Consider the following 21,978-nt stretch of genomic DNA (forward strand, 5'->3'; position numbering starts at 1 on the left):
ATGACCTCGACCGATCTCGCCGCGTCCTCTTCCTCGTCGCCTGCCCCCGCACCCGGCGGATGGGAGGGTATTCGCGACGGATTCCTCGCCTTCCTCGTATCGGCGGGATGGAGTCTCCTCTGGGTCGCCGTGACCGTCGTCGTCGCACTGCTGCTGTCGTGGATCATGCGTCGCCTCATCGGCCGCGTCGTCGATCGCATCGTCACGGGAGCCAAGTCCCGGGCCGCGGCGGAGGACACCCGCGCGATCGACATGTCGCCGCTGGCTCAGGTGCGCATCGTGCAGCGCACGCGGACCCTCGGGTCCATCCTCACCAATATCGTCAACGTCGCGATCGTCATCATCGCCGCCCTCACGATCGTCTTCATCCTCAATCCCGGCGTCCTCGCGTCATTCACGCTGCTGTCCGCGGCGATCGGCGCGGGTCTGGGTTTCGGCGCGCAGAACATCGTCAAGGACGTCCTCAACGGGATCTTCATCGTCGCTGAGGATCAGATCGGCATCGGCGACGTCGTCGACGTGGGGCTGGCCACGGGCGTCGTCGAATACGTGAGTGTCCGCGTGACCCACGTCCGCGACGTCAACGGCACCCTGTGGTTCGTCCGCAACGGCGAGATCACCCGCATCGGCAACATGTCGCAGGGCTGGGCGAGGGTCGTCGTCGACGTCGGAGTCCCGCTCGATGCCGACCTCGAGGCCGTCGAGGAGGCCATGCTGGCCGCGGCGAAAGACCTCGTGCGCGAGCCCAAATGGCGCACCCGAATCATCGACAAGCCCGAGGTCTGGGGCCTGGAGTCGATCAGCGGCGAGACGATCGTCACCCGCCTTGTGGTCCGGACCCGGCCCAACGCGAAGGACGACGTGTCACGCGCCCTCCGCACCCGTCTGAAGAAGGCCCTGGACGACCTGGGCGTCCCGCTGCCCCAGCTGGAATCGACCTTCCTGACCGGTGCCGACGCAGCGCAGAGCGTGCGAGGAGCCAACCCTCCCAAGACCAAGCCGCAGCAGGTCACGCCGCCTGCGACCCCGCCGCGTCTCGCGTGGCGGCCGAAGAAGCGCGGTCGGACCGACGGCGACGCGCCGGAGGGGACGTCCGCACCGTGAGCGAACAGAGCACCTTCTACGACGAGGTGGGCGGACACGAGGTCTTCCGCCGCATCGTCGACGCGTTCTATCGCGAAGTCGCTGCCGACGACGTCCTGCGTCCGATGTATCCCGAAGAGGACCTTGGGCCTGCGGCCGAGCGCCTGCTGCTCTTCCTGGAGCAGTACTGGGGTGGCCCGACCACCTACGGCGAGACGCGCGGACACCCGCGCCTGCGGATGCGTCATCAGCCCTTCCACGTGAACCCCGACGCGCGCGACCGGTGGCTCCGAGCCATGCGCATCGCCGTCGACGAAGCGGAGCTGTCGCCGTTGCACGAGGCCACTCTGTGGGACTACCTCCAGCGCGCTGCCCACGCCATGGTGAACACCTTCGAGCCGACGGGCATCGGGCCGGTGGCGAAGCCGCACGGCGGCACGACGCTGCCGCTGCACCCCGAGTCCTGACGACTCGCCGGTCAGCGGCCGCCGGTCGTCCGCACCGTCGTGAGCCCCGTGGGGTTCCCCGCCCTGACGAGCACATGGCCTCTGGCCAGGCTCACGCGGGTCCACGTACCCGTTCGACGGACGGATGCCTGTTCGTCGCGGTCCTCTCCCAGAAAGCCGAGCGCGTCGGCGGCGAAAGCGACACCGGCGACGAGCCCGCTCAGCTCGGGTTCGGGAGCGCCCCACACGGCCGCGCGCACGGTCCGGACGAGTTCCTCCCCGGGTGAGGCGGGCAGGGCCGTGGCGACCGCGTCGACGCCGCGACGCACGGCGCGCGCGAGCGCATGCGCCGCGACCGGTTCCCCCGGGACCCATCCGCCGCGCGGCGGCGAGATCCCGGCCCACGCGGCCGAGACGCCGCTGTCGGGAAGTGCGACGGTGGTGGCACTGCCGCCGGCTCTCAACGCTCCGGCATCCACGACGAGGTCGCACTCGAGCTCGGGATCGATCCGTAGGAAGCGCATCCCGAGAACGGTCGGTGTGTCGTCACCGAACCCCCGGGGGGACAGCGGTGCGGCGGACACCGCGAGTGTCCCACCGACGGCGCGCAAGCGGACCGCAGGATCCCCGAGCCGGGCGGCGCGAGCGGCGAAGGTCAGAAGGTCGGTCGCCGTGCGCGGGTCGGGGAAGACGAGGTGCGGAGCCATCCGACCTAAACTACCAACCGGGGGCATCGTGATCGCATCGGGCGCCCGGAAGGGACGCACCGTGCCGGAATCTGGACACGTCGACGGGCTCCTGGCGGTACTGGACCTCGCATCCAGCGACGCCCGGACGACAGAGGACATCTTCACCGGTGTCTCGCAGGCGATGCCCCTGGGGCGGGTCTTCGGCGGTCAGGTCCTCGCTCAGGCGGTCATCGCCGCGGAGCGCACCGTCGACGAGGGCCGTGCGGCCCATTCGATGCACGGCTACTTCCTCCGGCCCGGCGATTCGACCCGGGGGATGACCTTCTCGGTGGACCGCATCCACGACGGGCGCTCCTTCTCGACGCGACGGACGCAGGCCTTCCAGGAGGGGGTGCCGATCTTCTCGATGATCGCGTCCTTCGAAGTGGATGCCACCGGGCTCGAACACCAGGACGAGATGCCCGCCGGCATCCCCGGGCCGGACCACCTCTCGGACGATTCCGTCCTGGCCGGGCTGCACCCGATGAGCAAGCGGCATTTCGACCAGAGCCCTGTGGAGGTCCGACACGTCGAGGATCCGATCTACGCGACCGTGGGGGGCGAGCGCATCGCTCACCAGTCGGTGTGGATCCGCACGCGCGGCGAGGTCCCCGATGACCCGCGGCTGCACCGTGCGGCCCTCGCGTACATGAGCGATCTCACGATCCAGGAGTCGGTCCTGCGGGCGCACGGCGCGTCGTGGGCGACTCAGGGTCTCAAGGTCGCGAGCCTCGATCACGCCATGTGGTGGCACCGACCGGCGCGGGTCGACGAGTGGTTGCTGTACGTCCAGCAGTCCCCGAGCGCGCAAGGGGGCCGCGGACTCGCCACCGGTCGCATCTTCACCCGCGAGGGACTGCTCGTCGCCTCCGTCGCGCAGGAGATCATGGTGCGGATGCCCGACGGGGGCTGAGCCGCCTCAGCGCCGCCCGAGCGGTGGCAGCGGTTCGCCGAGGTAGGGCTCCCAGGCCGCTCGCGTCTCGGGCGCGAGTCGCACGGGCCTCCCGGTCACGGCATCCACCTGCACGATGACCGTGGATGCCCGGGCGTACAGCGTCCGAGGTTCCTGGCCCGCAGGAGTGAAGACCTCGTAGTGGACTTCGGCGCTCGAACCGCCGATCTTGCCGAACCACATCTGCACGTCGATCGGGTCGCGCTGGTACGGGACCGGCGCGAGGTATTCGATCTCTTGCCGAGCGATGAGGGTGAGGTGAGCCGCGCCGTGGCTCGCGTCGATGACCGCCGTGGGGACGACCCGCTCCCCCGCTCCCGGCACCCAGAAGGCGCGGACGCGCGCCTCCTCTAGGAGCTTGAGCATCGACGCGTTGTTGACGTGGTTGTACGCGTCGAGGTCGCCCCACCGCAGGTGGATGGGGACGCGGATGCGGGCGTCAGTCACGCGTGAGCTTGCGGTACGTCGACTTCGCGGGGTTCGCCGCGTCGGCGCCGAGCCGCTCGATCTTGTTCGCCTCGTACGCCTCGAAGTTGCCCTCGAACCAGTACCACTGGTCGGGCCTCTCGGCGGTGCCCTCGTACGCCAGGATGTGCGTCGCGATGCGGTCGAGGAACCACCGGTCGTGCGTGATGACCACCGCGCAGCCGGGGAACTCGAGCAGCGCGTTCTCGAGCGAGCTCAGCGTCTCGACGTCGAGGTCGTTCGTCGGCTCGTCGAGGAGGAGCAGGTTGCCACCCTCCTTGAGCGTGAGAGCGAGGTTCAGGCGGTTGCGCTCACCGCCGGAGAGCACGCCGGCCTTCTTCTGCTGGTCCGGTCCCTTGAACCCGAACTTCGACACGTAGGCGCGCGACGGGATCTCGGTCTTGCCGACCGTGATGATGTCGAGGCCGTCCGAGACGACCTCCCACAGCGTCTTGTTCGGGTCGATGTTGGAGCGCGACTGGTCGACGTAGCTGATCTTGACCGTCTCGCCGATCTTCAGGTCGCCGCCGTCCAGGGGCTCGAGGCCGACGATCGTCTTGAAGAGCGTGGTCTTGCCCACGCCGTTCGGGCCGATGACGCCGACGATGCCGTTCGGCGGCAGGCTGAAGCTGAGGCCGTCGATGAGCGAGCGGCCGTCGAAGCCCTTCTGGAGCTTCTTCGCCTCGATCACGACGCTTCCCAAGCGCGGGCCCGGCGGGATCGAGATCTCCTCGAAGTCGAGCTTCCGCGTCCGCTCCGCCTCGGCCGCCATCTCCTCGTAGCGAGCGAGACGAGCCTTCGACTTCGTCTGGCGCCCCTTGGCGCTCGAGCGCACCCACTCGAGCTCCTCCTTGAGCCGCTTGGCGAGCTTGGCGTCCTTCTTGCCCTGGATGTCGAGGCGCTCGCCCTTCTTCTCGAGGTAGGTCGAGTAGTTGCCTTCGTAGCCGATGAGGCGGCCGCGGTCGACCTCGGCGATCCACTCCGCGACGTTGTCGAGGAAGTACCGGTCGTGGGTGATGGCGATGACCGCGCCCTTGTAGGCCTGCAGGTGCTGCTCGAGCCAGAGCACGCTCTCGGCATCGAGGTGGTTCGTGGGCTCGTCGAGGAGCAGGAGGTCCGGCTTCTGGAGGAGGAGCTTGGCGAGCGCGACACGGCGCTTCTCGCCACCGGAGAGCGGCGCGATGGCGGCGTCCGCAGGAGGCGTGCGGAGGGCGTCCATGGCCTGCGAGAGCTGGGAGTCGAGGTCCCAGCCGTCGGCCGCATCGATCTCCTCCTGCAGCGTCCCCATCTCGGCCAGGAGAGCATCGAAGTCGGCGTCGGGATCGGCCATGAGGGCGGAGATCTCGTTGAACCGGTCGAGCTTGGGCTTGATCGCCACACCGTCCTGGATGTTTTCGAGGACGGTCTTGGACTCGTCGAGTTCCGGCTCCTGCATGAGGATGCCGACCGAGAACCCGGGCGAGAGCTTGGCCTCGCCGTTCGACGGGGTGTCGAGACCCGCCATGATCTTCAGGATCGTCGACTTACCGGCGCCGTTCGGGCCGACCATGCCGATCTTGGCGCCGGGCAGGAACGCCATCGTGACGTCATCGAGGATGAGCTTTTCGCCGACCGCCTTGCGGGCGCGGACCATGGAGTAGATGTATTCGGCCATAACGGCCCAAGTCTACGTGTGCCGTCCCTGGCGGCGGGACCGTCCGGCCGTCACCAATCGATGCGACGCGTCTGTCCTACGAGACATTCGCCTTCGGGCAGGCCCGGCATGACGATCGCAGTCGGGCGCGGGACGGAGGGACCGACCTGGCCGACGAGGCACTCGTCGCCGACGCGAACCGAGAACTGGATGCTGTCCGCGGGGTCGCCGACCGATGTCTCGTCCTGCGTCACCTGCATGGCGTCCTTCGGGAAGCCCGCTGAGACGAGCGCGTCGATGTAGTCGCGGCCCTTGACCGACGTCGATCCGTTCCACACGCCGTTCATCGCGGCGGCGAAGTCAGGCAGTTGCGCCTCGGCGGTGTCAGCCGCCGGTGTCGGCGACGGATCCGCGGAGGGGCTCGGCGCGACGGGCGACGACGGCGCGGGCTCGGAGGGCGCAGGAGCCGGCTCTGGAGCACACGCGGCGAGAGACACCGCCACAGCGGGCGCGAGCACGAGAAGAAGCAGGCGGGATCCCACTGAGGGCTGGTGTCTGCGCACGGGCGAGAGTCTAGGGGGTGCGACCTCCGAGCCTGCTGAGGCCGGCTCAGAACGGGGTGGGAACGGGGTCGGCCTCCCACTGCGCCTCGTCCGCGGCGGGAACGTCCTCCGCCGGGGCCCATCCCTGTTCCGCGTCGGCCGGGGGCGCCTCACTTCGCGTTCGCGCGGCACCGGTGAAGACGGTCGTGCCGAAGGCGAGGTCGTGGCCGATCGCGAGGGCGTCGATCTCGGCATCCGTCCCGGACTTCTCCCCCGCTTCCCATCGCTTGATCGCGAGCACCCCGTGGACGACGACGCGCTGACCCTTACGGACCGACGCCGCGACGTGCTCGCCCAGAGTCCGGAAGATGGATACCCGGTACCAGCTGGTCAGTCCGTCGACCCATGCCCCCGCCTTCGCGTCGTATCGGCGGTCGGTGCTGGCTACCCGCATCGACACGACGGGGGTGCCGTCCGGCAGGCGCCGGAACTCGGGGTCGGCAGCGACGTTGCCGACGATCGTGATGTGGTCTTTCATGGCGATTCCTCCACTTGTCGAGGGCACGGGCGTGCCCGATCGATGCTCCGACGCCCGCGTGCCCGGCGGACGTCGGAGCGGACTCAGGATCGCGGCCCCCGCGGGATATGCAGCGCCCCTGCTCCCGACCTGTGGAGATGGTGGGGAGCAGGGGCGTTGGGGAGGAGACTCCGTGTGCGTCAGCGGCGCGCGTATTCTCCGAAGCGCGCACGGACTTTGTTGACCTTCGGCACGGCGACCGCGAGGCAGTAGCCCTGTCCGGGGTTCTTCGTGAAGAAGTCCTGGTGGTAGTCCTCAGCCGGGTACCACTCGCTCAGGGGCTCCATCGTCGTCACGAGTCCGCCGCCCCACCAATCCGACGCGCGCTCGGCCGCCTTCTCGAACGTCTCACGCTGAGCGTCATCGGCGGGGAACATGGCCGACCGGTACTGGGTCCCGACGTCATTCCCCTGCCGGTTGAGCTGGCGCGGGTCGTGCATCGTGAAGAACGCGTCGAGGATGACGTCGGACGGGATGACCTCTTCGTCGAACGTGACCTTGACCGCTTCGGCATGCCCGGTCGTGCCGGTGCACACCTGCTCGTAGCTCGGCGAAGGGACCGATCCGCCGACGTAGCCGGACTCGACCGAGACGACACCCTCGAGCGCGCGGTACGCGGCATCGAGACACCAGAAACATCCGCCGGCAAGCACATAGGTCTGCATTCGAGACCTTCCTTTCACTGTTGATCGTCTAAGAGGACAACGCTGTCGACGCCTCCGGTGTTCCGCGGCGGGGTGCGTGTCGGAGGCCGAGCGTACCCTGCGACTCGACGTAGAGGAGGCACCTTGACCACCATCTCAGTGAGCACCGATCCCCGGCTCCGCTCGTACCGGCTTGCGCCCGCGTCCGACCGCTTGTGGCGTGTCGTGGATGCCGCAGGCCTCGTCATCGGCCATCTCGCCCGCATCGGCGGGGAGGGGACGGACCGGTTCGGCGCGCGCCGATTCCGCGCTTCCATCGGGGGGTTCGTCGAACTCGGCGAGTTCTGTCGGATCGAGGATGCGGTCGCCGCTCTCCACGACTCGCGCTGAGCGGGTCTGCTCAGACGATCGCGGCGACGGCCTCCGTCTCGTCGATGGCGGGAGCCGCAGCGTGGCCGCTCACTTCGGGCCACAGCCGCGCGAGGACGGCCACCGCGTCGCGCATCTGGCCGGCAGGGGCCGTGAAGGGCACGCGGAGGTAGGACTCGTAGCCCCCGTCGACCGAGAACCGGGGTCCCGCGGACAGCAACACGCCCTCCCGGCGCGCGGCGAGCACAAGGGACCCGCTTCGCGGCGCGTCGAGTCCGACCCACAAGGACACACCGCCGTCCGGCACGGGGACCTTCCACCCTGGCAACGAGGTCCGGAGCGCCGCGACGACGGCATCCCTCCCCCGACCGAGCAGCGCTGCGCGCTGAGGCAGGATGTCGGGCATCATCCGCAGCAACCGGGTGGCGACGGCCTGCTCGAACTCGGCGGTTCCGAGGTCGCGGCGCGGTCTCGAGGCCACGAGACGGCGGATGAAGGCACGATCGCCTCGCACCCAGCCCACCCGGAGGCCGCCCCACACGGTCTTGCCGAGGGATCCGATCCGAACCGCACGATGCCCGAAGTCGAGGGGGACCGGGGCCGCGGCGTCGATCGCGAGCTCCGCCGTCGTCTCGTCGATCACGAGGACCGAACCGGCGGCATCCGCCGCAGCTCGGAAGGTCGCCGCGTCGAGGGGCGTCATCGTCCGCCCGGTGGGGTTCTGGAACCACGGCATCAGATAGGCGAGCGCCGGCCGTGCGCGTCGGAACGCCTGGACGGCACGGTCCAGGTCCCAGCCGTCCTCGACGGTCACCGGCGTGCCCGTCACGCGGGCGCCGGTCGCCTTGATCGCCTCGGTCGCGTGCGGATACGTCGGGGTCTCGAGGAGCGCCGTCGTCCCGGGGTGCAGAAGCGCATCCGTCACCAGATGGATCGCGTGCTGTCCCCCGTTCGTGACGAGGATCTCCTCGGGATCGGTCGGGATGCCGCGCGCCGAATAGCGATCCGCGATCGCCACCCGGAGGTCGATGCTCCCGACGATGTCGTATCCCGGCCGGCCGACCAGGGACGCGGCATCCGCCCCGACCTCGGCCATCACGCCCGCAAGACCGGGCCACGCCGCAGGACTGGCCTGCTGGAGATCGATCCCGTCACCGTCGTCGAAGACCCGCCCGGCTCCTCGGCGAACCTGCGGGAGCGTGATGCTCCCCGACCCGCGCGTGCTCTCGATGTGCCCGCTCTCGCGCAGGGAACGGTACGCCGCCGCAACCGTCGCCCGGCTGAGGCCGAGCGCCCCTGCGAGCTCGCGCTCGGCGGGCAGGGCGGTGTGCGCGGCGATGCGATTGTCGAGGCAGAGCAGACGGATGCCGTCGGCCAGGGCCTCGTAGGTCGGTGTGCGCGTGCGCCACCCGCCCAAGGTCACGGCCAGGGCGCGGGCACCGATTCGCGAATCCATGGTCCACCTTTCCGCAATTGGACTGCACGTAGGGAGCCAATCCTACGGTGGAATGGTCACATGCTTCTTCGGCTCCTCCGCCTCGTCATCGGTCTCGCCCTGTTCGGCATCGGCTGCGCGGTCCTCGTCCAGGCCGGCATCGGCCTCGACCCGTGGACGGTCCTCGCCGAGGGCCTCTCCGTGCAGACGGGGATCGGGATCGGATGGATCGTCGTCATCACGGGGGCGCTCGTCCTCCTCGCCTGGATCCCCCTGCGGCAGCGTCCCGGAATCGGCACGGTCGCGAACATCCTCATCGTGGGAACCGTCATGCAGGGTGCGCTGGCGGTCATCCCGCCGGTCGAGAACTACCTGTGGGGAATCGTGGTGTTCCTGTCCGGGATCGCGCTCATCGCGGCGGCATCCGGGATCTATCTCGGGGCCGATCTCGGGCCGGGACCGCGCGACGGGCTGATGACAGGCCTGCACGCCCGGTTCGGTTGGCCGATCTGGGTCTGCCGCTTCGCGGTCGAGGGGAGCGTCCTCGTCACCGGCTGGCTCCTCGGGGGCACCGTCGGCCTCGGCACGGTTCTGTTCGCCGTCCTCATCGGACCCGCCGTCCACCTCGCACTCGACGTGTCCGCACGGTGGCGCGCCCTGCGCGCGCGTCGAGCGGCCATCGCCGTCTGAGCGGTAGCCTGGGGACCGAGCATCCTTCCCTCCATAGCTCAGTGGATAGAGCGAGCGGTTTCTACCCGCCAGGTCGGGGGTTCGAATCCTCCTGGAGGGGCTCCGAGTCGCCGTGTCCGCGGTCGACTCCTGTGGGAGGAGACCACGTGTCAGCTGCGGAGAACGACCGCCTCGTCTGGATCGACTGCGAGATGACGGGTCTCGACCTGTCGGTAGACGAGCTGGTGGAGGTCGCCGTCGTCATCACCGACTTCGAGCTCAACGTCCTCGACCCCGGGTTCCAGATCGTGATCAAGCCGGACGATTCCGCGCTCGCCCACATGAACGACTTCGTGACGAAGATGCACGAGAGTTCGGGCCTGCTGGAGGAGATCCCGAACGGCGTGAGCCTCGCCGACGCCGAGTTCCAGGTGCTCGAGTACATCCAGCGGTTCGTCCCCGAGGGGAAGGCTCCGCTGGCCGGTAACACGATCGGGACCGATCGGATGTTCCTCGCGCGATACATGCCGCGTGTCGACCGCTGGCTCCACTACCGCAACGTCGATGTGTCCAGCGTGAAGGAACTCGCGCGGCGGTGGTACCCCCGCGCGTACTTCAACGCTCCTGCGAAGGACGGCGGTCACCGCGCCCTCGCCGACATCCGTGAGAGCGTCCGGGAACTCGCCTACTACCGCGAGACCGTGTTCGTGGCCGCCCCTGGGCCCTCGAGCGACGACGCGCGGAGCGCCGCGGCATCCACCGTGTCGTCGTTCGCCTCCGGTCTGTAATACACTTGGGGGGTTGCCCGGAGACGGGCACATGGTGGGTATAGCTCAGTTGGTAGAGCACCTGGTTGTGGTCCAGGGGGTCGCGGGTTCAAGTCCCGTTACTCACCCCATATCTTCTCCGCGTGAGGCGTGGTCATGATCGATATGGATGCCGAGGCATTCGAGGATCTGGTTGCGTCCGAGCTCGACGCGTTGCCGGACGACATGGTCGCGGGCCTCGACAACGTCGTGTTCGTGGTCGAGGACCGTCCCGAGGACGGCTCCCTCGATCTGCTGGGTCTCTACGACGGGCTCGCGCTGACCGAGCGCGACCGGTACGGGATGGGCGATCTGCCCGATCGCATCATCGTCTACCGGGAGCCGCACCTCGACGTGTGCGACGACGTCGACCACCTCCGTGACGAGGTGCACACGACGCTCGTCCACGAGATCGCCCACTTCTACGGCATCGACGATGCGCGCCTTCACGAACTGGGGTGGGCCTGATGAGCATCGCGTCGCCCGAGATCGATGAGCAGACGGACCTGCGGGCATCCACCTCCGGTCCCTGGCAGACCGTCGTCTGGAACGACCCCGTCAACCTCATGAGCTACGTCGAGCACGTCTTCCGGCAGTACTTCGGGTTCTCCCGTGAAAGGGCGCACCGACTGATGCTCGCCGTGCACCACGACGGACACGCGGTCGTGGCCGAGGGGTCGCGGGAGCAGATGGAACTGCATACGCAGGCGATGCACGACTACGGGCTGTGGGCCACCGTCCGCGAGGCGGGGTCGTGACCGGTTCCGGGGTCGTCATGGAGTTGACCCTCCTCGAAGCGGCGCACCTGTCCGACCTGATCGGACAGTTCGAGGATCTCGTGACGTCGGCGGACGGATCCGACCCGGCGCTCCGCCGACTCGTCCCTGATGCGTACGCCGACGACGCCGAGGCCGCCTCGGAGTTCCGTCGCCTCACCGAGGGCGACCTCCTCTCACGACGCGCTGCGGACGCGGGAGTCGTCCGGTCGTCCCTTCGCCGCGATGGGCGCGATGTCGACGCCGATCAGCTCGACCGTGCGGCTGCGGAGGACATCCTCGTCGTCGACCTGACTCCGGATGCCGCCGGTTCCTGGCTTCGTACGCTCGCCGCCCTTCGTCTCGTCCTGGCGGATCGGCTGGGTGTCACCGACGAAGATCAGCGCGGCGACGGCGACGCGCGGTTCGGCGTGTACGAGTGGATCGGGTATCGCCTGGAGATGCTCGTCCAGGCGCTCGACTCCTGAACGGCTGCCGGTCAGGGCAGGCGGAAGACGAAGCGGGCGATCCGCGCGGGGTCGTGCTCGCGGAGGTGAGCGTCCTCCTGGCGTTCCCAGCGTTCCCAGTGCGGCCGGTAGGTCTCTCCGTCACGATGGAGGGCACGCGCGCGTCGTGCGCCCCGAGGCGCATCGAGCCAGACGGTGACGTCTGCCAGTCCCGCCGACTCCGGGGTCAGGATGCCGGCGCCCTCGACGATGACGACGGGCGCGGGCGCGACGCTCTGCACCTGGTCCGACTGCCGATCCGAGCTCCAGTCCCACGTGAGCCACAACCCCTGCTCCCCCTGGCGGAGCGGTGCGAGGACCCGCTTACGAGCGGTATCCGCGCCCGCCTGCAGCCCGTCCCATCCGGGATAGATGTCGTCCAGACGCACGATCGCAGCGCTCCCGAGCAGAGCGGCGATGATGTCCGCGAACGTGGACTTCCCGGCGCCCGAACGACCGTCGATGACGACGATGGCCGGAACTCGGCGCACCTCGGCGACGGCCCGCACGACCTCGTCCGCAGCAGCGGCGAGGGCGTCCCCGAGCGACTCAGCGCTTGAGCGCACGGATGACGCGGCTGAGTGCGCGTCCCGCGATCCACACGAACGGGATGCCCACGGCGACGAGCGAGACCAGGTTCGGCTCGAAGCGCAGGTCGTCGCCCTTCCGGATGTACGCGCCGATCGGGACGGCCGCACCTCCGCCGCCGCCTCCGCCAGCACCGTTGGAGGCGTCCTCGCCGGCACCGAAGCCCGACCAGGTCAGGGCGACGGGGATGATGCGGATGCCGTCGACGTCCTGCTGCTCGCCGTAAACGGTGGTCACACCGAGCGAGGCGAACTGCTTGCCGAGTTCGAGAGGAAGGTTTGCCATGTGCCCACGGTAGCCGGGGCGGGCGAGGAAAACAGGGGGTTGCGCCGGTTCCCCTCAATCTCGCGAGGGGCGCGGGTTGGTGGGAAGGGCGTTGACGTCGCGACGAGGCCCGAGCGTGCTCGCCCTCGTCACGGCGCCGCGGCCGAAACGAGAACGCGCGTCGTCGAGGGCGGCATCTACTCGCCGCCACTCGGCGTCGTCGTCCCACAGCGCGAGCCCGCCCATCCCGTCCCCCGTCAGCTTCTCGCCGCGGACGCCGATGAGTCGGACGGGTTGGGCGAGGTCGATCTTGCCGAAGAGATCGAGGGCGACGTCGCCGATCCGCTGCCCGACGTTCGTGGGCTCGGGGACGCTCACCGATCGTGAGAGCGTCGTGAAGTCGGCGAACCGGACCTTGATGGCGATCGTCCGCGCCTCCCAGCCGCCCGCACGGAGCCTCGCAGCGACCCTGTCAGCCAGGCGGCGGAACTCGCTTCGGAGCATCGCCGTGTCCGTGACATCCTCCAGGAAGGTCTCCTCGTGGCCGACGCTCTTCTCGGTGTGCTCCGTCTGCACCGACCGCGGGTCGTGGCCGCGGGCGAGCTGCGAGACGCGCGCGCCCATTGCGGGGCCGAGGGCTCGATCGAGGACGCCCCGTGGGGTGTTCAGGATGTCGGACACCATCCGGATGCCGCGGGCCTCCAAGGCCTCCGCGGCTTTGGGGCCGACCCCCCAGAGCGCGCCGACCGGCCGAGCGGCCAGGAACGCCTGCGTGTCCTGCTCGGCGACGATCAGCAGACCGTCCGGCTTCGACACCGTCGACGCGATCTTCGCGACGTGCTTCGTGGCCGCGACGCCGATGCTGCACGTCAGGCCGGTCTCCTCCAGCACGCGACGACGGACCATCCGGGCGATCTCGCCGGGACTCCCCCAGAGCCGGCGGGCACCGCTCACGTCGAGGAAGGCCTCATCGATGGAGAGCGGCTCTACGAGCGGCGTGATGTCGCGGAAGATCGTCATGACCTTCTTCGACAGCTCCGAATACCGCTCGAAACGCGGGACCACGACGATCGCCTGCGGGCACAGCTGCAGCGCTCGCCCGACCGACATGGCCGACCTCACCCCGAAACGGCGCGCCTCGTACGACGCGCTGGAGACGACGCCTCGCCCCTCCATCCCGCCCACGATGAGCGGTTTACCCGCCAGCGACGGGTCGTACAGGACCTCGACCGACGCGTAGAACGCGTCCATGTCGACGTGGAGGATGCGCGTGCCGGTGTCGTCGGCGCCGTCGAGCGAGACGATCCGTCCCGTCCCGTCACCGCGTCCCATACCCCCATTGTCGACGATGCCGCCGACACCGAGCCCGGATCGGGCATCGGCGCGGCGGCATCGACGATCGGAATCAGGCCTGTCCGGCGCGCTCCAGGATGAGCTCGCGGACGCGTGCAGCATCCGCCTGGCCCTTCATGGCCTTCATGACGGCACCGATGACGGCGCCGGCGGCCTGCACCTTGCCGTCCTGGATCTTCGCCAGGACGTCGGGCTGCGCGGCGAGGGCCTCGTCGATGGCGGCGATCAGCGCACCGTCATCCGAGACCACGGCGAGACCACGCGCGTCGACGACTTCCTGCGGGGTCCCCTCCCCCGCGATGACGCCCTCGAGAACCTGACGGGCGAGCTTGTCGGTCAGCGTGCCGGCATCCACCAGCTTCTGCAGTTCGGCGACCGACTCGGGCGAGACCAGCGCGGCGGGCTCGGCGCCCTGCGCGTTGGCGACGCGGGTGACCTCGCCCGTCCACCACTTGCGGGCGGATGCCGGGGACGCACCTGCGGTGATCGTCGCCTCGACCTCGGCGAGCAGGCCGCCGTTGGCGACGTCCTGGAACTCGAGGTCGGTGAAGCCCCACTCGGTCTTCAACCGGCGGCGGTACAGCGAGGGAGCTTCGGGGAGCGCAGCGCGCAGCTCCTCGATCAGCTCCTCCGACGGCTCGACGGGCAGGAGGTCGGGCTCGGGGAAATAGCGGTAGTCGTCGGCATCCGACTTCGGTCGGCCGGGCGAGGTGCGTCCGGTGTCCTCGTGCCAGTGACGCGTCTCCTGCGTGATCGTCCCGCCACCGGCCAGGATGGCCGCCTGACGCTGGATCTCGTAGCGGACGGCCCGCTCGACCGAACGCATCGAGTTGACGTTCTTCGTCTCGGTGCGCGTGCCGAGCTTCTCCTGGCCGCGGGGACGCAGCGAGACGTTCGCATCGCAGCGGAGGTTGCCGCGCTCCATGCGCGCCTCCGAGATCCCCAGCGAGCGGACGATGTCGCGGATCGCCGCGACGTAGGCCTTCGCGACCTCGGGGGCACGATGCTCGGTGCCGAAGATCGGCTTGGTGACGATCTCGACGAGCGGGACGCCGGCACGGTTGTAGTCGACCAGCGAGTACTCCGCGCCCTGGATGCGGCCGGTCGAGCCGCCCATGTGGGTCAGCTTGCCGGCATCCTCCTCCATGTGCGCACGCTCGATCGGGACGACGACCACGTCGCCGCTCTCGAGCTCGATCTCGACGCTGCCCTCGAAGGCGATCGGCTCGTCGTACTGCGAGATCTGGTAGTTCTTGCCGAGGTCCGGGTAGAAGTAGTTCTTGCGCGCGAACCGGCTCGACGGCGCGATCGAGCAGCCGAGGGCGAGGCCCAGGCTGATCGAGTACCGGACGGCGGTCTCGTTGACCACGGGCAGGGAACCGGGCAGGCCCATGTCGACCGGGGCGACGAGCGTGTTGGGCGCTGCGTCGTGGTTCGACTCGTGCGCCGGGTTGGCCGCCGGCGAGAACATCTTGGTCTCGGTGTTGAGCTCGACGTGCACCTCGAAGCCGAGGACCGGCTCGAACATCTCGAGGGCCTTGTCGAAGTCCATCAGCGCATCCTTGGCCATCAGCGGGCTCCTCCGAGGATCGGGGCGCGGTCCAGCAGAGGACCGCCCCAGCTGTCGACGAGCAGGGCCTCGAGGGCCGCGCCGACGCGGTACAGACGTGCGTCCTCCCGGGCGGGAGCGACGAACTGGATGCCGACGGGCAGCCCGTCCTCTGCCGCGAGGCCCGAGGGGATCGAGATGCCGGGGACGCCGGCGAGGTTGACCGGGATGGTCGTCACGTCGTTGAGGTACATCTGGATCGGGTCATCGAGCTTCTCGCCGAGGCGGAAAGCGGTCGTCGGCGCCGAGGGCGTCGCGATGACGTCGACCTGCGCGAACGCCTCGTCGAAGTCGCGCTGGATGAGGGTGCGGACCTTCTGGGCGCTGCCGTAGTAGGCGTCGTAATAGCCGGCCGACAGGGCGTACGTGCCGAGGATGACGCGCCGCTTGACCTCGTCGCCGAAGCCCGCGTCGCGGGTCGCGGCCATGACGTCCTCGACCGTGCCACCGGGCACGTTCACCCGCATGCCGAAGCGCACGGAGTCGAACTTGGCGAGGTTGCTGGAGGCCTCCGCGGGGAGGATCAGGTAGTACGCGGCGACCCCGTACTCGAAGTGGGGTGCGCTGACCTCGACGATCTCGGCGCCGGCGGCCTCCATCGCGGCGAGGGAGGCGCGGAACGACTCCGAGACGCCGGCCTGGAAGCCGGAGTCGTCGAGCTCACGGATGACGCCGACCTTCAGCCCCTTCAGGACCTCGCCGGTCGCCCCCTCGCGCGCAGCGGCGGCGAAGGACGGCCACGCGTCGGTGAGCGACGTGGCGTCGTGTGGGTCGTGCCCGCCGATGACGTCGTGCAGGAGCGCCGAGTCGAGGACCGTCCGCGAGACGGGGCCGACCTGATCGAGGCTCGACGCGAGCGCGATGGCGCCGTAACGGCTGACGCCGCCGTACGTGGGCTTCATGCCGACGGTTCCCGTCACGTGGGCGGGCTGTCGGATCGATCCGCCGGTGTCGGAGCCGAGGGCGAGGGGCGCTTCGAACGCGGCGACGGCTGCAGCGGAGCCACCGCCTGAGCCGCCGGGGATGCGATCGAGATCCCACGGGTTGTGCGTCGGGCCGTACGCGGAGTGCTCCGTCGAGGAGCCCATCGCGAACTCGTCCATGTTGGTCTTGCCGAGCGGTACGAGGCCGGCGGCGCGGGAGCGGGCCACCACGGTCGCGTCGTACGGCGACATGTACCCCTCGAGGATCTTCGATCCGCTGGTCGAGGGCATGTCGGTCGTCACGAGGACGTCCTTGATCGCGAGCGGGACGCCTGCCAGTTCGCCGAGCTCCTCACCCGCCGCACGGCGCCGGTCGATGTCCTGGGCGACCTCGACCGCGTGGTCCGAGACGTGGAGGAAGGCGTGGACGTCGCCGTCCACGGCGGCGATCCGGTCGAGGTGGGCCTGCGTGGCCTCGACGCTCGACAGTTCACCGGAACGGAGCTTCGCCGACAGGTCGGCCGCGGTCAGCTTCAGGATGTCGCTCACTGCTCCTCCCCCAGGATCGCGGTGACGCGGAAGCGGCCGTCGGCGGCATCCGGCGCGTTCTGCAGCACCTCGTCGACGGTCAGCATGTCGCCGGGGACGTCGGGACGGAACACGTTGCTCAGCGGGATCGGGTGGCTCGTCGCGGCGACCTCGGGGGTGGCGACTTCCGACACCTTGGCGATGTTGTCGACGATCGCGTCGAGCTGGCCGGTGAGGCGTTCCACCTCCTCGTCGCTCAGCTGGATCCGGGCGAGCACGCCGAGATGGCGCACGAGATCGGGGGTGATTTCAGACACTCCCCCAGTCTAGTTCGGGCCACTCGCGGTCTGAGCGCTCACCCTAGGCTGAGGACGTGACCGATTCGATCTCCGCTGATCGCCCCTGGCTCTCGTCCTACGACACGGGCGTCCCCCTCGATCTCCCGCCCGTCACCGGGTCGCTCATGGATCTCCTCGATGATTCCGCGCGCGATTACCCCCAGGCGCCGGCGCTGCAATTCTTCGGCAGAGAGACGACGTACGCCGCGTTGGCGGATGCCGTGGACCGAGCCGCCGCGGGGTTGCGTCGCCTCGGCGTGAACAAAGGCGACCGGGTCGCGATCGTCCTCCCCAACTGCCCGCAGCACATCGTCGCCTTCTATGCCGTGCTGCGCCTGGGCGCCGTCGTCGTCGAGCACAACCCGCTCTACACCCCGCGGGAGCTGCGGACGCAGTTCCAGGACCACGGCGCGCGCCACGCGATCGTGTGGAACAAGGTCGTCGCGACCGTTCAGGAGTTCCCCGCGGACCTCCACGTCGACGCCCTCGTGTCGGTCGACATCACGAAGGCACTCCCGTTGCACACGCGACTCGCCCTGCGGCTCCCCGTCGCGAAGGCCCGCGAATCCCGCGACGCGCTCACCGCGCCGGTACGCGGGACGCGCACGTGGGAGGACCTCATTCGCGAGGAGCCGCTCCCGGCATCCCACCCCCGTCCACAGACCGATGATCTCGCCGTCCTCCAATACACATCGGGGACGACCGGAACCCCGAAGGGAGCAATGCTCACGCACCGCAACCTCCTCGCCAACGCCCGCCAGAGTCAGGCGTTCATCCCGGCGGTGGTCCGCGGGGACGGATGCGTCTTCTACGCCGTCCTGCCGATGTTCCACGCCTATGGGCTCACGCTGTGCTTGACGTTCGCGATGTCGATGGGGGCGCGGCTCGTGCTCTTCCCCAAGTTCGACGCCGACATGGTGATCGACGCCATCAAGAAGCATCCGCCGACCGTCCTGCCGCTCGTCCCGCCGATCGCGGAGCGCTTGCTGGCGCGCGCCCGCGAGAAGCGCGCCTCGATCCGGGGGATCAAGATCGGCGTATCAGGGGCGATGGCTCTGTCCCCCGACCTGGTCGAACCGTTCGAAGACGCCACGGGCGGCTACCTCATCGAGGGATACGGTCTCAGCGAATGCTCCCCCGTCCTCATGGTGAACCCGCCGGCCGACAGTCGCAAAGCGGGGACGATCGGCATCCCGATCCCCGGGACCGACGCTCGTGTCGTCGATCCGGAGAACCCGGCGCGGGTCCTCGGCGTCGGCGAGCCCGGCGAGCTCGTGGTGCGCGGTCCGCAGGTCTTCTCGGGGTATTACGGCAAGCCGGAGGAGACCGAGAAGGTTCTCATCGACGGCTGGTTCCACACGGGCGACATCGTCGAGCGGGACGAGGACGGCTTCTTCCGCGTCGTCGACCGCCTCAAGGAGCTGATCGTCACGGGCGGGTTCAACGTGTCGCCGTCCGAGGTCGAGGCGACGCTCCGCCAACATCCTCAGGTCGCGGATGCCGCCGTCGTCGGACTCCCCGATCCTCACAGCGGGGAACAGGTCGTCGCTGCTGTCATCCCCGCGCCGGGCGTCACCGCGCTGGACGTCGACGACATCCGCGCCTTCGCCCGGACGCGATTGACGCCCTACAAGGTGCCGCGGCGCATCGAACCCGTCGACGACCTGCCCCGGTCGCTCATCGGAAAGGTCCTCCGCCGTCAGGTGCGTGACGCGCTGCTCGCGAAGAAGGGCTGACCCTCACTCCGCGGCGGGCGCGTCGCCCAATGCCCCAGGCCCTTCCGTGACGAGCAGATGGAACTGCGCGGCATCGATGATCCGGAGGCCGAGGGCTTCCGCCTTGGCGAGCTTCGACCCTGCTCCGGGCCCCGCTGCGACGAAGTCGGTCTTCTTCGACACGCTGGATGCCGCCTTGCCGCCGGCCTGCATGATCGCTTCCTGAGCGCCTTCGCGCGTATAGCCCTCGAGGGAGCCCGTCGCGACGACAGTGATGCCGTCGAGGACACCGCCCGCGGCGGCAGCGGCACCGGGCCCGGGGTGACCCGGGATCGAAAGACGCGCTCCCGCCGCCACCCAGCGGTCGACGATGTCGACGTGCCAGTCCACGGCGAACCAGTCCTGCAGCGCGTCCGCGATGATCCCGCCCACGCCGTCCACGGCGGCGAGCTCATCCCGCGACGCGGCACGGATCGCGTCGAGCGAGCCGAAGTACTGCGCCAGCGCACGGGCGGCGACGGGGCCGACGTGCCGGATGTTGAGGGCGACGAGGAACCGCCACAGATCCTTCGTCTTCGCCTTCTGGAGTTCGTCGATGAGGGTGAGCGCCTGAGCCGACGGCTGGGGGCCGGTGAGGCCTTCCTTCTTCTCCGCTGCGCTGGGGTTTCGACGGAAGGGGGCGCGGCGGACGACGTCACCGGTCTTCTCGTCGACGCGCGCCTCGCCCGTCTCGGAGTCCCGGACGATGACCTCGATCGGGACGAGCCGCTCGACCGTCAGGTCGAACAGTCCCGCCTCGGTGTCGAGGGCGGGGTCCTGCGGCGGGAGCGGCTGCGTCAGGGCTGCCGCGGTGACCTCGCCGAGCGCCTCGATGTCGAGCGCACCGCGGGAGCCGATGTGCTCGACGCGGCCGCGGACCTGGGCGGGGCATCCGCGCGTGTTCGGGCAGCGCAGGTCGATGTCGCCCTCTTTCGCGGGGGCGAGGGTGGAGCCGCACTCAGGACACTCGGTCGGCATGACGAACGCCCGTTCGGTACCATCGCGCAGTTCCGCGACCGGCCCGAGCACCTCGGGGATGACGTCGCCCGCTTTCCGCAGCACGACCATGTCGCCGATCAGCACACCCTTGGTCTTGACGACGTCCTGGTTGTGCAGGGTGGCCTGCCGCACCACGCTGCCGGCCACCAGGGCGGGCTCCATCTGCGCGTAGGGCGTGGCCCGGCCCGTGCGCCCCACCGACACGATGATGTCGACGAGCCGCGTCTGCACCTCTTCAGGCGGGTACTTGTAGGCGATCGCCCACCGCGGTGCGCGACTGGTCGTGCCGAGCTCGTCGTGGAGTGAGAGCTCGTCGACCTTGACGACGATCCCGTCGAGCTCGTGCGCGACGGAGTGCCGCTTCTCGCCGTACTCGGTGACGAAGCCGAGGACGCCGTCGACGTCGTCGAACGTGCGAGGGTACGGGCTCACGGGCAGACCCCAGGCCGCCAGCAGGTCGTACACCTCGCTCTGCGCAGCGACGGGAGGGTTCTGCCACGCGCCGATGCCGTGGACGTACATGCGCAGCGAGGCGAGCCGGGCTTCGCCTGCTTCGAGCTCGAGCCCGGACTTCTTGTCGAGCTGCTGCCGCAACCCGCCGCTGGCCGCATTGCGCGGGTTGGCGAAGGCGGGGAAACGACGCGCGGCGCTCTTCTGGGCCTTCTCCTCGTCGTAGCGCGGCCGCGCGGCGGCGTCGGCGATCACACGTTCCCGCAGGCGCGCCTGCAGGGCGTTCAGCTCCTCGAACGCCGCGACGGGGATGAAGACCTCACCCCTGACTTCGACGAGCGCGGGATGCCCCTTCCCCGACAACCGCTCGGGGATCCCGGCCACGCGCACGGCGTTGACCGTAACGTCCTCGCCGATGCGGCCGTCCCCGCGCGTCGCGGCAGAGGTCAGGATTCCGTCCTCGTATCGCAGCGAGATGGCGAGTCCGTCGATCTTGAGCTCGGTCAGCCACCGCACCGGGCGTCCCGCGGAAGCCTCGGCCTTCGTGCACCATTCCCGCAGCTCCTCCGGCGAGAACACGTTGTCGAGGCTCAGCATCCGCTCGGCGTGCTCGACGGGTGCGAACATGGACGACTCCGCGGCTCCGACCGTCTGCGTCGGCGAGTCCTGGCCCTGCAGTTCGGGGTGGGCACGTTCGATGGCCTCGAGCTCGTGCATCCACCCGTCGTAGGTCGCGTCGTCGACGAGACCGACGTCGCCGCCGTAGTACGCCTCGCGCGCACCGAGGATCTTCTCGGTGAGGCTCTCGGCGGCGGCGCGCGCCTCATCGAGGGTCAGTGCGGGGAGTTCTGCGTCAGCCACATCGACAGTGTAGGGAGGGCCGCCGACACTCCCGAGACGGTGTCGCTCTCGGGCAGGATGCGGTACGCGAACGATCCCGTGTAGCGGAAGACCTCGCCGAGGAGCGGCATCCGGAGGCGTACGTCCACACGCTGCCGGCCGCTGTCACCGGCTTCCGCGTCCTCCCGCACCTCGACGTGCGCCAGCGGCGGGAGCGGTACGCGCACGCCCCGGATCCGCCACGCGAGCGCCCGCGAACGCAGCACCATTCCGCCGTCCTGGACGCTCGGGCGCAGGCGCACCTCGAGGCCGCCTCGACGTCCGAGCCGTTCGACGATCTCCCCGCCGTCCGCGTGCATCGAGTCGCGCATGACGCGCACCACCCGCGGGAACGCGAACCAGCGGGCGCCGACCAGCCCCTCGCGACTCGGACGGTTCTCGACGACGAAGGGCACACGGCGGCCGCTTTCGGGGAACAGCATCTCGTGGTGGGCCGACCAGCGCAGCAGCGGCCACCCGAACGCCCCGAATCGGGAGCCGACGATGTCGTAGACGCCCTCGCCCACACCGACGTGACCCGGAGAGATCGGTCCGAAATAGCGTGCGAGCACGGGCGGCAGTTCCGCGAAAGCGTCGCCGAGGGCGGACTGGTAGACGGATGCCGGGGCTCCCCCGTCGGCCGTGGTCATGGTCGGAATCTACCCGCCGCGCCGACCGGTACG

At 69.6% G+C, this 21,978-nt stretch carries 25 protein-coding genes and 2 tRNA genes; 12 read left to right on the forward strand and 15 right to left on the reverse strand.

The genetic code is table 11. The features are described from left to right. On the forward strand, positions 1–1,104 hold the full coding sequence (locus QE428_RS12265) for a mechanosensitive ion channel family protein (RefSeq protein ID WP_091353790.1): 1,104 nt from the start codon (positions 1–3) through the stop codon (positions 1,102–1,104). Beyond that, entirely contained in the window at positions 1,101–1,550 is a 450-nt protein-coding gene (locus tag QE428_RS12270; protein ID WP_091359548.1) for a globin, read from the forward strand. The genes QE428_RS12265 and QE428_RS12270 overlap by 4 nt, the downstream gene beginning before the upstream one ends. An 11-nt stretch (positions 1,551–1,561) precedes the next feature. On the opposite strand, the gene QE428_RS12275 is transcribed toward QE428_RS12270, so the two are convergent. Continuing rightward, the gene (locus QE428_RS12275; RefSeq protein ID WP_307469646.1) at positions 1,562–2,236 is read right to left on the reverse strand and encodes a hypothetical protein; all 675 of its coding nucleotides are present in this window, start codon (positions 2,234–2,236) and stop codon (positions 1,562–1,564) included. Between the two features lie 61 nt (positions 2,237–2,297). On the opposite strand from QE428_RS12275, the gene QE428_RS12280 reads away from it, so the two are divergent. After that, positions 2,298–3,170 (forward strand): acyl-CoA thioesterase II, encoded by an 873-nt coding sequence (locus QE428_RS12280; RefSeq protein ID WP_307469650.1) that lies wholly within the window; start codon positions 2,298–2,300, stop codon positions 3,168–3,170. A 6-nt stretch (positions 3,171–3,176) separates the two neighbouring features. On the opposite strand, the gene QE428_RS12285 is transcribed toward QE428_RS12280, so the two are convergent. The 5 genes from QE428_RS12285 to msrA form a co-directional block, all read right to left on the reverse strand. Next, complete coding sequence (locus QE428_RS12285; RefSeq protein WP_091353800.1) at positions 3,177–3,656, reverse strand: thioesterase family protein; 480 nt, start codon at positions 3,654–3,656, stop codon at positions 3,177–3,179. Next, positions 3,649–5,328, reverse strand: a complete 1,680-nt coding sequence (gene ettA / locus QE428_RS12290; protein ID WP_307469653.1) for an energy-dependent translational throttle protein EttA — start codon at positions 5,326–5,328, stop codon at positions 3,649–3,651. The genes QE428_RS12285 and ettA overlap by 8 nt, the downstream gene beginning before the upstream one ends. A 50-nt stretch (positions 5,329–5,378) precedes the next feature. Further along, positions 5,379–5,870 (reverse strand): hypothetical protein, encoded by a 492-nt coding sequence (locus QE428_RS12295; protein ID WP_240741334.1) that lies wholly within the window; start codon positions 5,868–5,870, stop codon positions 5,379–5,381. Positions 5,871–5,916: 46 nt separating this feature from the next. Beyond that, complete coding sequence (locus tag QE428_RS12300) at positions 5,917–6,387, reverse strand: single-stranded DNA-binding protein (protein ID WP_307469657.1); 471 nt, start codon at positions 6,385–6,387, stop codon at positions 5,917–5,919. 179 nt (positions 6,388–6,566) lie between these two features. Then, entirely contained in the window at positions 6,567–7,091 is a 525-nt protein-coding gene (gene msrA / locus QE428_RS12305) for a peptide-methionine (S)-S-oxide reductase MsrA (protein WP_091353812.1), read from the reverse strand. A gap of 123 nt (positions 7,092–7,214) precedes the next feature. On the opposite strand from msrA, the gene QE428_RS12310 reads away from it, so the two are divergent. After that, positions 7,215–7,460 (forward strand): hypothetical protein, encoded by a 246-nt coding sequence (locus QE428_RS12310; RefSeq protein ID WP_307469662.1) that lies wholly within the window; start codon positions 7,215–7,217, stop codon positions 7,458–7,460. A gap of 10 nt (positions 7,461–7,470) precedes the next feature. On the opposite strand, the gene QE428_RS12315 is transcribed toward QE428_RS12310, so the two are convergent. Beyond that, on the reverse strand, positions 7,471–8,895 hold the full coding sequence (locus QE428_RS12315) for a PLP-dependent aminotransferase family protein (RefSeq protein WP_307469665.1): 1,425 nt from the start codon (positions 8,893–8,895) through the stop codon (positions 7,471–7,473). A 60-nt stretch (positions 8,896–8,955) separates the two neighbouring features. On the opposite strand from QE428_RS12315, the gene QE428_RS12320 reads away from it, so the two are divergent. From QE428_RS12320 to QE428_RS12350, 7 genes are all read left to right on the forward strand, one after another. Next, on the forward strand, positions 8,956–9,564 hold the full coding sequence (locus QE428_RS12320) for a YitT family protein (RefSeq protein WP_133399642.1): 609 nt from the start codon (positions 8,956–8,958) through the stop codon (positions 9,562–9,564). A gap of 27 nt (positions 9,565–9,591) precedes the next feature. After that, a tRNA-Arg gene (locus QE428_RS12325) sits at positions 9,592–9,664 on the forward strand. Between the two features lie 46 nt (positions 9,665–9,710). Then, positions 9,711–10,331, forward strand: coding sequence for an oligoribonuclease (gene orn, locus QE428_RS12330; RefSeq protein ID WP_133399643.1), 621 nt, complete (start codon positions 9,711–9,713; stop codon positions 10,329–10,331). Positions 10,332–10,365: 34 nt separating this feature from the next. Beyond that, positions 10,366–10,441, forward strand: a tRNA-His gene (locus QE428_RS12335). A gap of 25 nt (positions 10,442–10,466) precedes the next feature. Continuing rightward, positions 10,467–10,817: a metallopeptidase family protein gene (locus tag QE428_RS12340; protein ID WP_091359555.1), complete on the forward strand. Its 351-nt coding sequence runs from the start codon at positions 10,467–10,469 to the stop codon at positions 10,815–10,817. Continuing rightward, on the forward strand, positions 10,808–11,107 hold the full coding sequence (clpS, locus tag QE428_RS12345) for an ATP-dependent Clp protease adapter ClpS (protein WP_091353827.1): 300 nt from the start codon (positions 10,808–10,810) through the stop codon (positions 11,105–11,107). The genes QE428_RS12340 and clpS overlap by 10 nt, the downstream gene beginning before the upstream one ends. Then, complete coding sequence (locus tag QE428_RS12350) at positions 11,104–11,592, forward strand: DUF2017 family protein (protein WP_307469675.1); 489 nt, start codon at positions 11,104–11,106, stop codon at positions 11,590–11,592. The genes clpS and QE428_RS12350 overlap by 4 nt, the downstream gene beginning before the upstream one ends. 11 nt (positions 11,593–11,603) lie before the next feature. Here QE428_RS12350 and QE428_RS12355 read toward each other — a convergent pair whose 3' ends face one another. From QE428_RS12355 to gatC, 6 genes are all read right to left on the reverse strand, one after another. Further along, a complete protein-coding gene (locus tag QE428_RS12355; protein WP_307469678.1) occupies positions 11,604–12,176 on the reverse strand; it encodes a hypothetical protein in 573 nt (190 codons plus the stop codon). Continuing rightward, complete coding sequence (locus tag QE428_RS12360) at positions 12,160–12,483, reverse strand: hypothetical protein (RefSeq protein ID WP_091353834.1); 324 nt, start codon at positions 12,481–12,483, stop codon at positions 12,160–12,162. The genes QE428_RS12355 and QE428_RS12360 overlap by 17 nt, the downstream gene beginning before the upstream one ends. Positions 12,484–12,537: 54 nt before the next feature. After that, positions 12,538–13,794, reverse strand: coding sequence for a DNA polymerase IV (gene dinB, locus QE428_RS12365; protein ID WP_133399645.1), 1,257 nt, complete (start codon positions 13,792–13,794; stop codon positions 12,538–12,540). 73 nt (positions 13,795–13,867) lie between these two features. Continuing rightward, entirely contained in the window at positions 13,868–15,385 is a 1,518-nt protein-coding gene (gatB, locus tag QE428_RS12370) for an Asp-tRNA(Asn)/Glu-tRNA(Gln) amidotransferase subunit GatB (protein ID WP_307469686.1), read from the reverse strand. Then, positions 15,385–16,896, reverse strand: coding sequence for an Asp-tRNA(Asn)/Glu-tRNA(Gln) amidotransferase subunit GatA (gene gatA / locus QE428_RS12375; protein ID WP_091353841.1), 1,512 nt, complete (start codon positions 16,894–16,896; stop codon positions 15,385–15,387). The genes gatB and gatA overlap by 1 nt, the downstream gene beginning before the upstream one ends. Next, on the reverse strand, positions 16,893–17,192 hold the full coding sequence (gene gatC / locus QE428_RS12380; RefSeq protein WP_091353844.1) for an Asp-tRNA(Asn)/Glu-tRNA(Gln) amidotransferase subunit GatC: 300 nt from the start codon (positions 17,190–17,192) through the stop codon (positions 16,893–16,895). The genes gatA and gatC overlap by 4 nt, the downstream gene beginning before the upstream one ends. Positions 17,193–17,248: 56 nt before the next feature. On the opposite strand from gatC, the gene QE428_RS12385 reads away from it, so the two are divergent. Then, entirely contained in the window at positions 17,249–18,949 is a 1,701-nt protein-coding gene (locus QE428_RS12385) for a long-chain-fatty-acid--CoA ligase (RefSeq protein ID WP_307469691.1), read from the forward strand. 3 nt (positions 18,950–18,952) lie between these two features. On the opposite strand, the gene ligA is transcribed toward QE428_RS12385, so the two are convergent. Both ligA and QE428_RS12395 read right to left on the reverse strand, forming a co-directional pair. Further along, complete coding sequence (ligA, locus tag QE428_RS12390) at positions 18,953–21,277, reverse strand: NAD-dependent DNA ligase LigA (protein ID WP_307469694.1); 2,325 nt, start codon at positions 21,275–21,277, stop codon at positions 18,953–18,955. Continuing rightward, positions 21,250–21,945, reverse strand: a complete 696-nt coding sequence (locus QE428_RS12395; RefSeq protein ID WP_307469697.1) for a DUF4166 domain-containing protein — start codon at positions 21,943–21,945, stop codon at positions 21,250–21,252. Before QE428_RS12395 ends, ligA begins: the two co-directional genes overlap by 28 nt. Positions 21,946–21,978: the final 33 nt, after the last annotated feature.

Source organism: Microbacterium sp. SORGH_AS_0505 (assembly GCF_030818715.1).
Taxonomy (GTDB): domain Bacteria; phylum Actinomycetota; class Actinomycetes; order Actinomycetales; family Microbacteriaceae; genus Microbacterium.